The organism is Candidatus Nitrosopelagicus brevis (assembly GCF_000812185.1).
Taxonomy (GTDB): Archaea; Thermoproteota; Nitrososphaeria; order Nitrososphaerales; family Nitrosopumilaceae; genus Nitrosopelagicus; species Nitrosopelagicus brevis.
In genome coordinates this window covers 1,057,402-1,072,582 of the sequence record NZ_CP007026.1, presented here as the reverse complement: position 1 = coordinate 1,072,582, position 15,181 = coordinate 1,057,402, and the positions used below count along the sequence as shown (strand labels likewise).

15 protein-coding genes are annotated in these 15,181 nt (G+C 32.9%); 2 read left to right on the top strand and 13 right to left on the bottom strand.

The window, feature by feature from the left end; all coding sequences use genetic code 11:
• The first annotated feature begins 363 nt into the window (after positions 1-363).
• A complete protein-coding gene (locus T478_RS06385) occupies positions 364-1,299 on the top strand; it encodes a hypothetical protein (protein WP_048106172.1) in 936 nt (311 codons plus the stop codon).
• On the opposite strand, the gene T478_RS06380 is transcribed toward T478_RS06385, so the two are convergent.
• The 3 genes from T478_RS06380 to T478_RS06370 form a co-directional block, all read right to left on the bottom strand.
• Entirely contained in the window at positions 1,266-2,201 is a 936-nt protein-coding gene (locus T478_RS06380; protein ID WP_048106170.1) for a hypothetical protein, read from the bottom strand. The genes T478_RS06385 and T478_RS06380 overlap by 34 nt on opposite strands.
• A gap of 207 nt (positions 2,202-2,408) precedes the next feature.
• Positions 2,409-3,740 carry a ThiF family adenylyltransferase gene (locus T478_RS06375; RefSeq protein ID WP_048106168.1) on the bottom strand — a complete coding sequence of 444 codons (1,332 nt, stop codon included), beginning with the start codon at positions 3,738-3,740 and terminating at the stop codon, positions 2,409-2,411.
• An 8-nt stretch (positions 3,741-3,748) separates the two neighbouring features.
• Positions 3,749-4,963 (bottom strand): threonine synthase, encoded by a 1,215-nt coding sequence (locus tag T478_RS06370; protein WP_048106166.1) that lies wholly within the window; start codon positions 4,961-4,963, stop codon positions 3,749-3,751.
• A gap of 234 nt (positions 4,964-5,197) precedes the next feature.
• Here T478_RS06370 and T478_RS06365 point away from each other — a divergent pair, with 234 nt between their 5' ends.
• Complete coding sequence (locus tag T478_RS06365; protein WP_048106164.1) at positions 5,198-5,788, top strand: hypothetical protein; 591 nt, start codon at positions 5,198-5,200, stop codon at positions 5,786-5,788.
• Between the two features lies 1 nt (position 5,789).
• Here T478_RS06365 and hisF read toward each other — a convergent pair whose 3' ends face one another.
• The 10 genes from hisF to T478_RS06315 form a co-directional block, all read right to left on the bottom strand.
• Positions 5,790-6,593 carry an imidazole glycerol phosphate synthase subunit HisF gene (gene hisF / locus T478_RS06360; protein ID WP_048106161.1) on the bottom strand — a complete coding sequence of 268 codons (804 nt, stop codon included), beginning with the start codon at positions 6,591-6,593 and terminating at the stop codon, positions 5,790-5,792.
• Positions 6,580-7,308, bottom strand: coding sequence for a 1-(5-phosphoribosyl)-5-[(5-phosphoribosylamino)methylideneamino]imidazole-4-carboxamide isomerase (locus T478_RS06355; RefSeq protein ID WP_048106159.1), 729 nt, complete (start codon positions 7,306-7,308; stop codon positions 6,580-6,582). The genes hisF and T478_RS06355 overlap by 14 nt, the downstream gene beginning before the upstream one ends.
• Positions 7,305-7,913 carry an imidazole glycerol phosphate synthase subunit HisH gene (gene hisH / locus T478_RS06350; protein WP_048106157.1) on the bottom strand — a complete coding sequence of 203 codons (609 nt, stop codon included), beginning with the start codon at positions 7,911-7,913 and terminating at the stop codon, positions 7,305-7,307. The genes T478_RS06355 and hisH overlap by 4 nt, the downstream gene beginning before the upstream one ends.
• Complete coding sequence (hisB, locus tag T478_RS06345) at positions 7,913-8,500, bottom strand: imidazoleglycerol-phosphate dehydratase HisB (protein ID WP_048106155.1); 588 nt, start codon at positions 8,498-8,500, stop codon at positions 7,913-7,915. The genes hisH and hisB overlap by 1 nt, the downstream gene beginning before the upstream one ends.
• A 19-nt stretch (positions 8,501-8,519) precedes the next feature.
• Positions 8,520-9,482 carry an HAD family hydrolase gene (locus tag T478_RS06340; protein ID WP_048106153.1) on the bottom strand — a complete coding sequence of 321 codons (963 nt, stop codon included), beginning with the start codon at positions 9,480-9,482 and terminating at the stop codon, positions 8,520-8,522.
• A complete protein-coding gene (hisC, locus tag T478_RS06335; RefSeq protein ID WP_048106151.1) occupies positions 9,479-10,546 on the bottom strand; it encodes a histidinol-phosphate transaminase in 1,068 nt (355 codons plus the stop codon). Before hisC ends, T478_RS06340 begins: the two co-directional genes overlap by 4 nt.
• Positions 10,543-11,793, bottom strand: a complete 1,251-nt coding sequence (gene hisD / locus T478_RS06330) for a histidinol dehydrogenase (protein ID WP_048107034.1) — start codon at positions 11,791-11,793, stop codon at positions 10,543-10,545. The genes hisC and hisD overlap by 4 nt, the downstream gene beginning before the upstream one ends.
• Entirely contained in the window at positions 11,793-12,770 is a 978-nt protein-coding gene (gene hisG, locus T478_RS06325; protein WP_048106150.1) for an ATP phosphoribosyltransferase, read from the bottom strand. Before hisG ends, hisD begins: the two co-directional genes overlap by 1 nt.
• A 71-nt stretch (positions 12,771-12,841) precedes the next feature.
• Complete coding sequence (locus T478_RS06320) at positions 12,842-14,002, bottom strand: hydroxymethylglutaryl-CoA reductase, degradative (RefSeq protein WP_048106144.1); 1,161 nt, start codon at positions 14,000-14,002, stop codon at positions 12,842-12,844.
• 1 nt (position 14,003) lies between these two features.
• Positions 14,004-15,116 carry a PQQ-dependent sugar dehydrogenase gene (locus T478_RS06315; protein ID WP_048106138.1) on the bottom strand — a complete coding sequence of 371 codons (1,113 nt, stop codon included), beginning with the start codon at positions 15,114-15,116 and terminating at the stop codon, positions 14,004-14,006.
• Positions 15,117-15,181: the final 65 nt, after the last annotated feature.

Below are 15,181 nucleotides of genomic sequence, written 5' to 3'. Positions count from 1 at the left end.
TCCTACATACAAATGACATTTTCTTGTAAGGTTGGCTATGACGGCAAAAATTTTGTAGTTTGCTATTCGAACCGCTCTTCATGGTTAGTTTGAGTGATTTTTGGATATAAGATCCGCTGAGGACTTATCCATTGTCCATTTTTTCTTTGATTTTCTTGCATTTGATTTACCTGATAGTCACAAGAAACTATGTAGTTTTTAGTAAATTACATAGTTAAAAAATAAACTACATAATTTACATAGTTTTTTGTAATAATTAGTTCAATAAACTTAGAATATTCTATTTTTTTGAAGAAATAGATCAAAAATGTGTAATTCGTTCATTAAGGTTAAATACCAAAATTTTGACAAAATTGTAATAACATGAATAAAGAATTAGGACGAAAAATAACTAGTCTAACCTTAATGACTATTATGCTCACTTGGACAGCAGCCATGGGCTTCAGCATGACATTCATGCCAGAAGCTGAGGCAGCTAACCAATACTTGTGGGTATCAGTCGAAGACGCCGGTGGAAGTAAATTCTACGGCGGTCAGGTATTAGAAATCGTAGTTACTGATCCAGCTATTAACAGACTGGATGAGGCATACGGTATGCCTGACGTTACAATTGACGGTAAGAAAGTTATCATGGCACAAGGTGTTGACGGTTCTTGGTATGCATACATTGCTGATGGCAAGAAAGCAACCACAATCGACAAAAACTATGCAGAAGTAGAAGACGGAAGAGGCGCAGACTATGGTCGTGTTTGTAAGAACAATACTCCTCTAGAGTATGGTCCAAACAACAACGCTGTAGCATCATTGATTCCTTCAGAATCAAGAGGTGTTTTCCTTCCATTCCAATTAGGTAACGGTACATCAGCAGCAGCAAACACTGGTGAAGAATATGCAAATCATGCAGGTGTCTTCACAAATATTGGTGCTGCATCTCAAAGTAGTTACACCCAAGGAACTGGTATTACCACAGAATGTGGTAGTTCAATCAGTACAGGTGGTGTACCATTTGAGTATTTGAACGCAACCTCAAAGGTTCACGTTTCTGGTTTACCAACCATGAGTAATGCAACAGGATCTCAAGTACAAAGTGGTTCAGCAACAGGTGTAAACGCATCTGATCAAGCTATTAACAACGTTGTCAGAGAAGCCAGAGCATTATCAAACGGAACAACTACTGATTACTATGGTAACATTGCCTTAGGCCCAAATATGTGGCCTTTCATACAACTCTACGACTTTACTAGATATCAATCATATGACTTAGTTTACGAAAGAGGCGGAGCTCCGCCTCTTTCGTAAACTAAGTCATATGATTGATATCTAGTAAAGTCGTAGAGTTGTATGAAAGGCCACATATTTGGGCCTAAGGCAATGTTACCATAGTAATCAGTAGTTGTTCCGTTTGATAATGCTCTGGCTTCTCTGACAACGTTGTTAATAGCTTGATCAGATGCGTTTACACCTGTTGCTGAACCACTTTGTACTTGAGATCCTGTTGCATTACTCATGGTTGGTAAACCAGAAACGTGAACCTTTGAGGTTGCGTTCAAATACTCAAATGGTACACCGCCTGTACTGATTGAACTACCACATTCTGTGGTAATTCCTTCTCCTTGGGTGTAACTACTTTGAGATGCAGCACCAATATTTGTGAAGACACCTGCATGATTTGCATATTCTTCACCAGTGTTTGCTGCTGCTGATGTACCGTTACCTAATTGGAATGGAAGGAAAACACCTCTTGATTCTGAAGGAATCAATGTTGCTACAGCGTTGTTGTTTGGACCATACTCTAGAGGAGTATTGTTCTTACAAACACGACCATAGTCTGCGCCTTTTCCATCTTCAACTTCTGCATAGTTGCTGTCGATTGAGGTTGCAAAACTGCCATCAGCAATGTATGCATACCAAGAACCGTCAACACCTTGTGCCATGATAACTTTCTTACCGTCAATTGTAACGTCAGGCATACCGTATGCCTCATCCAGTCTGTTAATAGCTGGATCAGTAACTACGATTTCTAAGACCTGACCGCCGTAAAAGTTTCCTTGTCCGGCGTCTTCGACTGATACCCACAAGTATTGGTTAGCTGCCTCAGCTTCTGGCATAAATGAGCCAGAAAAGCCCATGGCTGCTGACCAAGTGAGCATAATAGTCATTAAGGTTAGACTAGTTATTTTTCGTCCTAATTCTTTATTCATGTTATTAGCATAATTTTTAAAATTAAGTATTTAACCTTAATGAACGAATTACACATTTTTGATCTATTTTCTCAAAAATATTCGTAAAAATAATAAATTTATTGTAATAATTAACTACATAGTCTATGTAATCTATGTAATATTGTAAAAAAAGTACAGAAAAATGTAATTATTACAAACGTTTAGAATGAAAATTTCTAATTTTGGTTATACACTAATAGATTTTGTGCCTAGAAGGCTCTTGAAAAGAGTGATTGCTTCTTCTTCATTATCAGGACCAACAACTACTGCAGAACCTTTCTTCATAAAATTGACAGAAAGATCATTTGTTCGCATAGATAATCCTAAGTCTCCCTGATTTTCAACTTTGAATCCCTTTTCTTGAGCCAATGCAGTGACATCGGCTACATCAAGATTGACTTCGTATGTTGGTGTAATTGAGAATGTTCTCTTTCCCATGTTACGTCCACATAATTCTTCTAAAATTAATTCCTGTTTTGGTGTTTCAATTTTTTTACCTGAACCACAAACAGAACATGCATCTTGTTTGAAGGTTCTTACAGATGAAAATTCTAAATTTTCTAAATCAATTGATATGAATTTTTCAGAAGACTTTGGTTTCTTACCAATTAAAACGTCAACAGCTTCATACACTTCTATTCCACCAACAATAGAAAGTATTGGAGGATGTACACCTTGAATACTACAAGTTGGCATTGCATCTTCATCCAATGTAGGAAACATACAATGATAACATGCAGTTTCTTTTGGTAAAACTGTAAAGACTTGTCCTGTAACACCAACTGCAGCACCAGTTACAAATGGAATATTTTTTTCTACACATGCTTTGTTTAATGCATAACGTGCATTAACGCTATCAAGAGCATCAATTACAACATCACATCCATCAATAACATCAGATGCATTATAATCATTAATAGAAATTGGTAAAGCTTCTATTTCTACTTCAGGATTTAATTTTTTTAGTTTCTTTTGTGCAACTTCTACTTTTACTTGACCGACATCATCTTCATCAAACATTGTTTGTCTATGTAAGTTTGATAATTCTATAACATCTCTATCAACAATTCGTAATTTACCAACTCCCATTGTTGCAAGTCTAGTTGTAATTGGATTTCCTAAACCACCAACACCAACAACACAAACTTTAGAATTTTTTAATTTTAATTGACCATCATACCCAATTTGTTCTAACATTACTTGACGTGAGAATCTATCCAATTCTTTTTCTGACAGATCAGAACCGCCTGCTACTGCAGGTAAAATGTATACTTCATCATTTTCATTCAACGGAGTATCAAGACCATTATCAAATGCAGCATTTTTTCCATTGATGTAAATGTTAATTAGAGAACGTGGTGAACCGTCTGCTTCTAGAACTTTTCTCTTAAAGTCATCACCCATAATTTCAGAGATTTTTTCAAATGATTCCTTAAGGGTTGAGGCTTCAAGTTCAGTTTTCTTTTCACCACCACCTGCATTCAAGACTGAAGGAATTGTAAAAGTAACTTTAGTCATTATATGATTCACCCTATCACTGCTGAGATTTTTGCAACATCAGCTTGCATTACTTGTGGTTTTTTGAGTACAGTCATAATTGATTCGGTAGCTTTCAAACCATTACCAGTTACATAACATACAGTAGGTTCATCTTTGTCAATTTTTCCTTCTTCAACCATTTTTTTCAAAACAGAAACAGAAACACCACCTGCAGGTTCAGTAAAGATTCCCTCTGTTTTTGCTAAGAGTAAGATTGCATCTAAAATTTCTTTATCATTTGTTTGTTTTGCAACTCCATTGTATTGTTTTAATCTTTTTAGAACATAACGACCGTCACCAGGATCACCAATTGCTAAACTTTTTGCAACAGTATTTGGTTGTTCAACAGCAGTTACTTTATCAACATTCTTATCAAATGCATCAACTATTGGAGCACATCCCTGTGGTTGTGCACAATGCATGTGCATTGATGATAGATCATCAAGTAAAGAGACAGATTGTAATTCTTCAAATCCTTTACATATTGCATTTAACATAGCACCACTTCCTGTAGGAACTATAAGATGATTTGGAACATTCCAGTCTAGTTGTTCTGCAACTTCATAAGCTAAAGTTTTGGATCCTTCAACATAGTAAGAACGCATATTGATATTTACCACACCAACTCCTTTTCTATCACCAATTTGTGCTGCAATTCTGTTTGCCTCATCATATGTACCGTCAACAGAGATGTATTCTGCACCATATGATAATGCTTGAGCAATTTTTGCAGTTTCAATATTACTTGGTGCAAAGATATAACATGGCATGTTTGCTTTTGCTGCATGTGCAGCAGTTGCAGATGCTAAATTACCAGTTGATGCACATCCAACAGATTCTAAACCAAATTCCTTAGCTTTAGAAATTGCAACACCTGCAGGTCTATCTTTGAATGAAAATGTTGGATTAACTGAATCATTTTTGATGTAAAGATTGTTTAGTCCTAATTCTTTACCAAGTTTTTCTGCCTTAACTAATGGAGTCATTCCTGCCTCTATGCTTACAATATTTTTTTTATCTATAATTGGTAATAATTCAAAATAACGCCAGTATGTCTTTTCTCTATCTCTAAAGGTATCTTTATTCACAGATGGAAAATCATACTTGACATCTAATGGACCAAAACATTCATCACAAATATACTTGAAAGTAGGTTCATACTCTTTTTTACATTCTCTACATTGAAGGTGATTTTTACCCATATTCAGATCAGATTCTAATTAGTTCATAAAATATCCTAATATTAGATTAAGTATTACTTAATTTTATTGTCTAAAATTAGAATGATATCTGATTATAAATTTCCAATTTTATTAAAAAAGAAGAAAAAAATTCATTTTTAGAGAGAGGATAAGATAATTTCTATAAAAAAATAAAAAAATCAGTAAAGATTTTTGATAAGAAAGTTTTATAGAATTAAAAAATTGGAGAGATTTATGAATCGAAATGTAGGTATTGCTACAGGAATAGGAATTGCAGTAATTCTTGGAGTAATAGTTTTTCAAGTAAACGAAACAATGTGGCAACAAGTTTCTGTTGAAGAGTATTATGAAAAAGGAGGAAAAGTGGCAAGTGTTGTTTATCCAGATAACCCACAAATTTTAGGTCCGTTACAAATTAACAAAGACAAATATCTTTTAGGCGAACATGTGTACGTGGTTATAAAAGATCTTAGACCACAAGACAAAGGACATGTTGATTTTTACACTCCAGAAGGAAAGTTATACGATACAATTGCATTTAATGGTGACGTTAGAGATTTTCATAAAAAATATTTTAAACCACAATTATTACTATCAAAAAATTTATGTGAAAAAGAACAACTAGTTGGAGAATGGACAGTTATGTTTAGAGGATATGAAATGTCTAAAATCTATTTTGAAATGCTTCCGGATATTTTACCTAACCATGAAAGCTATTTTGTAGAATGTTCAGTAGCATATGAACTTGATCCTACATTACCTGGTGAAATGCCAGCAAGTCAAAAGTTTCCAGGATCAACTCCAGGAACCGACCCTGATCCATAATTCAGTATCTAACATCAATTCCATTTTCTTTAATCATTTCTTTTACACGATTAACAGAATGTGTTTCATAGTGAAAAATTGATGCAGCTAATGCAGCATTAACTTCAGTATTTTTAAAAATGTCAATCATATCTTCAGGTTTCCCACATCCACCAGATGCAATAACAGGAATTCCAACTGCATGAACAATTTCATTTGTTAATAAAGTATCATATCCATCTTTTGTACCATCTCTATCAATACTTGTAAGTAGTATTTCACCTGCACCTAATTCTTCTATTTTTTTAGACCAATCAATAACATCTAATCCAGTACCCTTTTTTCCGCCATAAATGAATACTTCAAACCAAAATTGTTTTCCATTTTCTGAAAAAATATTTTTTCCTTTCTCTAAATTATAATTTCTTCTAGAATCTATTGCAACTACAACACATTGTTTGCCAAATAATTCCATTAGTTCAGTAATGACTTCAGGATTTTTTACAGCTCCAGTGTTAATTGCAACTTTATCAGCACCATTAAGCAAAATATCTCTTGCATGTTGTAATGATTTAACTCCACCGCCAACCGTAAATGGAATGTCAATTACTTCTGCAATTTTTTTAACTAGTGATTTTATGGTTTCACGTTGTTCAGATGAGGCAGTAATATCTAGAAAAACTAGTTCATCTGCGCCTTCATTAGAATATTTTTCAGCTAATTGTACAGGATCACCTGCATCTTTTATTGATTCAAAATTTAATCCTTTTACAACTCGTCCATTTGCAACATCCAAACACGGAATTATACGCTTAGTTAGAACCAATTTTCTTTGCCTCCTCTATTGAAACTAGCCCTTCATAAAGTGCCTTTCCTAGAATTACTCCAAATGGATCAATTTCATTAACATCTTGAATATCTTGCATTTTAGATATTCCACCACTGGCAATTGCATTACACTTTTTTATTTGGCATATTTTTTTTAGTGATTCAATATCAGGTCCTTCCAAGGTCCCATCCTTTGAAACATTTGTGGTTAAAAATTCGGTAAACCCATAGTTGACAAACTCATTTGTTGCATCATATAGATCAATACCAGTGTTATTTTGCCATCCATGAGTAACAATTTTTCCATCCACATGATCAATGGAAATTACAATTCGTTCAGAACCAAATGTTTGGATAAAATCACTTAGAATATTATCTTGCTCACTTTCTTTAAGTTGCATTGCAATTGTTCCAATTACGGCACGGGAAGCAAAATCTAGAACTTCAGAAATTTTTTCTTCAGTTCGTAGGCCACCTGCAACCTGCAACGGAATTGATGTGTTTTCAGAAATTTCTTTAATAATTTTAGAATTCTCACCACTGCCTAAGGTTGCATCTAAATCAACAATATGTAAGATATCACCTCCAAGTGATTCCCATTTTTTTGCAATTTCTACAGGATTGTTACTGTAAATTATTTTGTTTTTAGGATCACCTTTATACAAGCGGACAACTTTACCGTCCATCAAATCAATTGCAGGGATTATTTTCATTTACTGCACACTCTAAGAAAGTTTTGAATCATTAATGATCCAATTTTACCTGATTTTTCAGGATGAAATTGAGTTCCGAAAAATAAATTATCTTCTACAACAGCAGGAACTTTTATTCCATAATCTGCATTAGCCACAATAATATCTGAATTATCAGGCTTGGCCCTATAGGAATGAACGAAGTAAACCCATGAATTATTCTCTACTCCTTCAAGAATTTTACTATCTTTTGTAATTTCTAAACTATTCCAACCCATATGTGGAATTTTCATATCATTTGGAAGTAATACAACTTCGCCATTCATTACATCTAGACCTTTTTCCTTTCCTTCTTGACTTTGCTTGAAAAACATCTCCATTCCTAGACATATTCCAAGAACTGGAATTTTTTCTTTTACAAAATCATGGAATCCCAATGCAGAATAATCTCTAATGCTTCTAATTGCAGGATCAAAATTTCCTACACCAGGCAACAATAAACCATCATATTTTTTTGATTGATCAAAACTGGTAATAATATCAACACTGGCACCATTTTTTTCAAGTGAAGTCTTTAGACTAAAGATATTTCCTGCTCCATAATCAAATATTGCTACACTTACCATTACATTGCGCCTTTAGTACTTGGTATACCTTTTTGTTTAGGATCATTTGATGCTGCATTACGTATTGCTACTGCCATTGATTTTATGGCAGCTTCAACTTTGTGGTGATCATTATCTCCATACTTTACAGTAACATGAATACAACAATTCAGATTTTGCGCAAGAGAGAAGAAAAAGTGTTCTAGATCTTCTTTGGATATACCCTCAATCTTTGTTCTTTTGGTTGAGAGAGTTATTTTGTGATATTGTCTTTTTACTAAATCAAGTGATGTTTCAGCTAGAGCTTCATCCATAGGTACAGATGAGAAACTGAATCTTGTAATTCCACTTCTATTTCCTAACGCCTTATCAATTGCACTTCCAATAGTTATGCCTGTATCTTCAATCAAGTGGTGTTCAATTCCATCTCTTGATTTTGCCTTAACAACCAAATCCATCATCGAGTGCTTACCAAAAGAACCAATCAAGTGATCTAGGAATTTTATACCTGTATTGATTGTGGTTTTGCCAGTTCCATCCAGATTAATGGTTATTGAAACACTGGTTTCTTTGGTTTCTCGTTTGATGCTTGTTTTTCTAGGTTTCATAATACTTGTTTAGTTTCCATCATACCAGATTTAATGCCTTCGGAAGTTCTTGTATTGATTCAAGAATAAATGGTGCGTCATTCTTTTGAAATAATTCATATTTTAATTTCGGTTCATCACTAGAACCATAAATACCACAAAATGATACATCATAACCTTGTTCCTGACATTTTTGAACCATCAAAAGATCCTCCATTGAATCGCCAATGTATAGAGAACATTTCGAATTAATTTTAGAAATTGATTCTATTAGAGATTCGGGATTTGGTTTTGCCAGGTTCAATGGACGATCTTCTAGAAATACTGAGTTTTCCATATCAAAATTATCTAAAAATTTTTTCATTGAATATGAAAACGCAAATTTTCCTCTTCCAGTTACAGTAGAGATTTTAGTACCAAATCTATTTTTTAATTTAAGCATAAGATTGTCATCTAAGACTATATCATCTAGATCAATTAAGGGTTCATCATAGAATTGAGATTTTTCATTAGAAATTTCTTCATATAATTTTGGTCCATAAAACAATTGATTGAAAATTTTGTGTATATAACTCACTTTACGAGAATTTTCATAATCTAATTTTGATTTAATTTCTATAAGATCTATATTTCGGTCTTTGAAATAATCATCAATAGAATTAATGCCAGATTCATTAGCGTTACTAATTACATCAACAATTAATTTTTCAAATTCAATTTCAGACTTTTTGGAAGCAGCCAATGTCATGACTATAGCATACACTACTGCAACTTCATCATTAAATCCTCCAACAGATTTTAAACCAAAGTGAATTTTTGATGTTACGACATCACCTATTTCATCATTAAACAATTCTTTCATTATTGCAGAAATTGTTTTATTGATTGCATGATCATATGAATTTCTAATATCAACTAAGACTCCATCACAATCAAATATTATTGAATCAAATTTCTGGATTTTCTGAGATATATCATTAGAAATGAAAATTTCTTTGGTCATTCTATAAGATCACGTATTGCAAGTAAAAATTTAGAGTTCATATCAGGAGTACCAATTGTTACACGCAAACATCCTTTGTGTGAAGCCAATTTTCCAAGTTTTCTAATAGAAATTCCTTGTTCAATTAATGCATTGTATACTCGTGTATCAGCACCTTTTGCATCAAATAATACAAAATTTGCATTAGAATCAAAAACATCAAAAGCATCATATTTTTTTAAATTTTTTATTATTCTCGCTCTCTGTTTTTTGATGATTTCAAAAATAGATATAATTTGTTTTGATTTTTCTATAGCCAAAATTCCACATTCAATAGCGAGTGTATTTAGTGGATATGGATATTGAATAACATTTGAGAAAACTTCAGTAAATTTTTTGTCGGCAATCATATACCCTATACGTAATCCAGCCAATCCGAATGCTTTAGACAAAGTTTTTACTAAAATCACGTTGGGGTATTTTTTAACTAGACTAAGAACAGAAGAATTTGAGAATTCGCCATATGCTTCATCAATTATTATAGGTCCAGAGAAAGATTTGATTAATTTTTCCAAGTCTTTATTAGAAAATTGGAATCCAGTTGGATTGTTTGGAGAATCAAGATAAATCATATCTACAGATTTTGCTTTTTTAATAAAATCTTCAATGCGTAAATCCATATTTTTTGAAAATGGAATTGTAACTTGTTTTATAGAGTAAAGTTTGCATCTTTCTTCAAAGAATCCAAATGTAGGATCAGATGTTAGGATTTTTGTTAATTTTGTACAAAAATTTGCTAGAATTAAATCAAGTATTTGATCAGAACCATTTCCAACTGAAATCATATTTTTTGGTACTTTCAAATATTTTGCAAGAGAACTGATTAAATTTTCAACTCCGCCAAGGGGATATGTTCTAATGTCTGAACGTTTTTGAGCTTCACGAATTAATTCAGTTTGGAATTCTTTTTTAATTGCAAGATTTTCGTTTGAGTCTAGTTTTAGTACATCATCAACTTTAGTTGGTTTTTGATATCCAGAAAGATTTCCTAATTCATTTAATCTTTTTTGGAATTTCTTATTCATTTTAATCTCTTCTCCACAGCTTTGTAGTGATTTGGTAATCCTTCTGCATCAGTAAGTATTTTTAATTTATCAGAAATTTTACTAAGTTCTGACTTCTTTGTTTCCAGTGTAGTTTGTAATTTTAAGAAATCCAATACAGATAATCCTCCTCTAGTTCTACCAAATCCATTAGTTGGAAGTATGTGATTAGTACCTAAAAGATAATCACTTGCAGAAGATGGAGTATTTTTTCCAATTAAGACTAAACCAGGACCAGTGATTTTTTTGGATAGTACTTTAGCACCTTTCACCATTAATTCCATGTGTTCTGGTGCAATTTTATTTGCTAATTCAATTACATCTTTTTGATTTTTACAAACTGCAATGAATCCATTCTTTGAGATACTCTGTTTTACGATAGAACTTCTCTCTATATTTGGAATTATTTTTTTGAGTGATTTTTGAATTTGAGTTGCCTTTGATTTTGATGTCGTAATAACAAAACACATTGTATCATTGCTGTGCTCTGCTTGAGAAATAAGATCATATGCAACCAATTCAGGATCGGCAGTTGAATCAACTATAATTCCAAGTTCAGTGGGTCCTGCAATCATATCAATTGAGGTTTCTTCACTTACAATTGATTTAGCAATACTAACGAACTTTCCTCCAGGCCCAACAATTTTATCGACTTTTGGTATAGATTTTGTTCCATATGCAAGTGCAGCTATTGCTTGTGCACCACCTACTTTGTAGATTTCTGCACCACAATTTTGAGCAACAGTAATTGTCATAGGATCTATTTTTCCATCAGAATTTGGAGGAGAAACAACTACAATTTTCTTTACCCCAGCCTCAGCAGCAGTAATTACAGACATAATTGCTGAACTTGGATATCGGGCTTGACCTCCAGGTATGTAACAACCAACACTTGGAACAGGAACAAATGAAATATCAGAGATTTTCTTGACAGATTGAATCAAACTTTTGTTTAGAATTCTTTGTGATTTAGATAGTCGTATTGCGGATAACTGTAATGCAGTAAATTCTGCATCAGTAATCTTTGCATTTTTTGCTTCTTGTTTACTTACACGTAATTGAGTTGTTTTTCTTCCATTGAATTTTTGTTCGTATTTTTTGACAGCAGAATCACCATTCTTTCTTACATCATCTAAGATTGATTGTACAATTTTTCTATCTTTTTGTGAGGTTTTTTGACGTCTGGCTTCTACAAAACTGTCAACATTACTAACCTGTAATATCTTGATCAATTTTCTTCGTCACGCTTTATCTCCTCTAACTGAAGAATTTGTCGTGGTTCATGTACAACTATTCCTTGAGCAATCTTTCGAAGTTTAGGTATTAGTTTGTGGAAATCAGTTTTTAAGATTACAGTGTTTACACCTACCCAACCTTTTTCACTTAATGGGCTAACAGTTGGTTTCTTTAATGAAGGAAGTTCTTTGAGAAGCTTTTTCAAATTATTTTCTTTGATGTTAAGATACAAGTGTAAGTATTTTTTTCCTTGAACTGCACCACTCATTAAAGTTACAATATCAAATATTTTTTCACGTTTGTTCTTATCTTTTAGAGATTGTTTATTTGCAATTAGATGTGCACTGGATTTCATTACAGTATCTATAATTTTCAGTCCATTTTGTTTTAAAGTTGTTCCAGTTTCTGTAACATCCATTATTGCATCAACATCTTCTGGAGGCTTTGCTTCAGTTGCACCAAATGATAAGTGAATTTGAACATTCTTGTTTGTTCCAACTCTCATCCAAGGAGTAATAATCATTGGATCCTTATTTCCAAATGCTTTTTTGTATGATTTACAACTTTTGATAAACTTTGAAGCATTTGTGAGATATTCTGAAGATAGGCGGAGAATCTTTTTCTTTTTAGCATATTCTGCAATCATTTGATCAAAATTTTTGAATTTTAATGTGTCAGGAATTGCAATTACTAATTTTATTTTTCCATATTCTAAATCAAGTAAAGGATCAACATCAGATTTGGTTTCATTAATCCAATCTTTTCCTGTAATTCCAACATCATACAATCCATCTGAAACCAGATTAGGAATTTCCTGAGGTCTTAACATTTTTACCATAATTTCAGGATCATCTAAAAAAACACGATACGTTCTACTTTTTCTACTAACTCTAGTCCATGAGCTTTCAAGAAGCTTGAATGTAGCCTCTTCTAGACTGCCTTTTGGGATTGCAAATTTTACTTTGGACATTTCTATACGAACAACTATACGTAATATAATGGATGGTTAAAACAAGTAGAAAATTTTCTTTAGGTATTTTGTTAGGAATTACTTGCCTCTTTTCGAGCGTGTAATTTCATGTGACCTTTCTGAATTCCTTCTGTTGCTAAGGCACGCATAGCAGCAAAATTTTGTGCCAATCCGGTTGAAGCAATAATACATGATAATTCTTGGACATTTTTTAGATTAAGTATTTTAGTACAAAGTTTTGCAATTGGGTGATTATTAGTAACTCCTCCAACAATTCCAACTGAAAGAGGAATTTCAAATTTTCCAACAAGATGTCCGTCATTATCTTTTGACCATTGCGTTAACGAGCGATATCGTCCAGTGTGAGATGCATATGCATGTGCAGCTGCTTCAATTGCACGACTGTCTTGTCCTGTAGCATTTGCAACAGAAATTGCACCGTTCATGACACCTTTGTTATGAGTAACTGCACGATAAACATCATTATCAGCAAAATCAAATGCAGAGATCATGTCATTAACGACTTGTTCTCCACCAACTGCATCTTTATCAAATGTTGCAGTTGCTGTTACCATTCGTTTGGTAGAATAATTTGAAAGTATTCTCAATAATGTTTTTCCACCTGTTAATTTTTCAATTAATGGTGCAACAGTTTCACACATAGTATTAGTTACATTTGCACCCATAGCATCACCTACATCAATCATCAATTCTACAATTAACATAGATGATGAGGGAGTTTTGATTTCTTTACATTTTACTTCTTTTGCACCCTTACCTAATTTTGGTAATGTTTTACTTGAAGAATTTGCTAGTTCAATTATCTGATCAGAATTTGAATTTATAGTAGAAATTGATTCTTGAATATCTACATCTAAAACTTGGATTTGTCCAATACTGATATTTCCATCAACTTTTGCAGTAAAACCACCATGAAGTTTAGCAATTTTTGCAGCCTTTGATGCAGCAGCAATTACTGATGGTTCTTCAATTACCATAGGAACAAGATAATCCACATTGTTAATTTTAAAATTAGTAGCAATCCCAAGAGGAAGCGAAAATGTACCAATTGCATTTTCAATCATTTTGTTTGCATATTCAAAATCCAATCCACCAGTTGCATTTTTGAGATGATTTAATTCATCATCATTAAGATCTGAGAAATTACAAATAATATCCAATTTCTCCTCATGAGTTTTCTCAAAAAATTTTGGAATCGATGAATCAGCCATTTTATTTCAATATCCTCAATAATTTGTCATCATCTGGTGCTGGAAATGCTTTTCCATCGGTATTTGTGGTAATGATGTAGACATATCCATCAGGACCCTGTGCTACATCTCTAATTCTACCTAAACCACTCAATATACGTTCAAGATTTACATCATTTTCGCTAATTTGAACTTTGAATAGATTTGTTGCTTTTTGTGAAGCTAGAATCATTTCATCATTAATGTCAAGTTTATCTCCAGAATAGAATATTATTCCACCAGGTTCCAATCCAGGATCAAAACATTCCAAAGGGTTTACAAAATTATCATTGTTTGAGAAACATTGAACTTCTGGCCAACCATAGTTAGAACCTGCAGTTATCAAATTGATTTCATCATTTTTTGTTGGACCAGATTCAGTTGCAAACATTGTTCCTAGATTATTCCATGCAAAACCTGTTGGATTCCTATGTCCAAGTGTAAATACATAAGATTCTTCATATGGATTATCAGATGGTATGGTTCCATCATCGTTTAATCTAAGAATTTTTCCTGCTAGAGAATTGAGGTTTTGTGATTCATTTAAAAAATCACTAACAGAACCAGTTCCTACGTATAATTTTCCATCAGGACCAAATTTTATAACTCCACCATTACTAAATGCAGAACCAGGTATTTTATCTAGAATAGTAATAATTTCAGTAGATTTGTTATCTTTTTCTGTAATTCTAATTACTTTATTCCATAACTTTTCATTTTCTTCATATGTATGATATGCATAAAGAAAATGATTATTTGTAAAATCTGGATGTGTTGTTATTCCAAGTAATCCACCACCAAAAATTTCAGGAGTACGTAATGTAATTAGAGGCGAATCAAGTACGCCAGAAGATGTTACTATTTGGATTTTCCCAGATTTTTCTGAAACAAATATCCTATCATCATCAAACGCAATTGACCATGGTTTATCAAAATTTGTTGCCACAATTTCTACAGATTCAGTTGAAACATTTTGAATTATAGGTTCAGGAAGTGGTGGTGAATTTGAAGGTAATGTATCAGTCAAAACTACAGCAGAGAATAGTAGAGCTCCTGCGATACCAACGATTTGGAATTTTCTATACCTTGGAAGCATAATAAAAAATTAATTAGAATCCTTTTATTCATTTCCGAATTTGAAACGCGTATATACCTCATAAG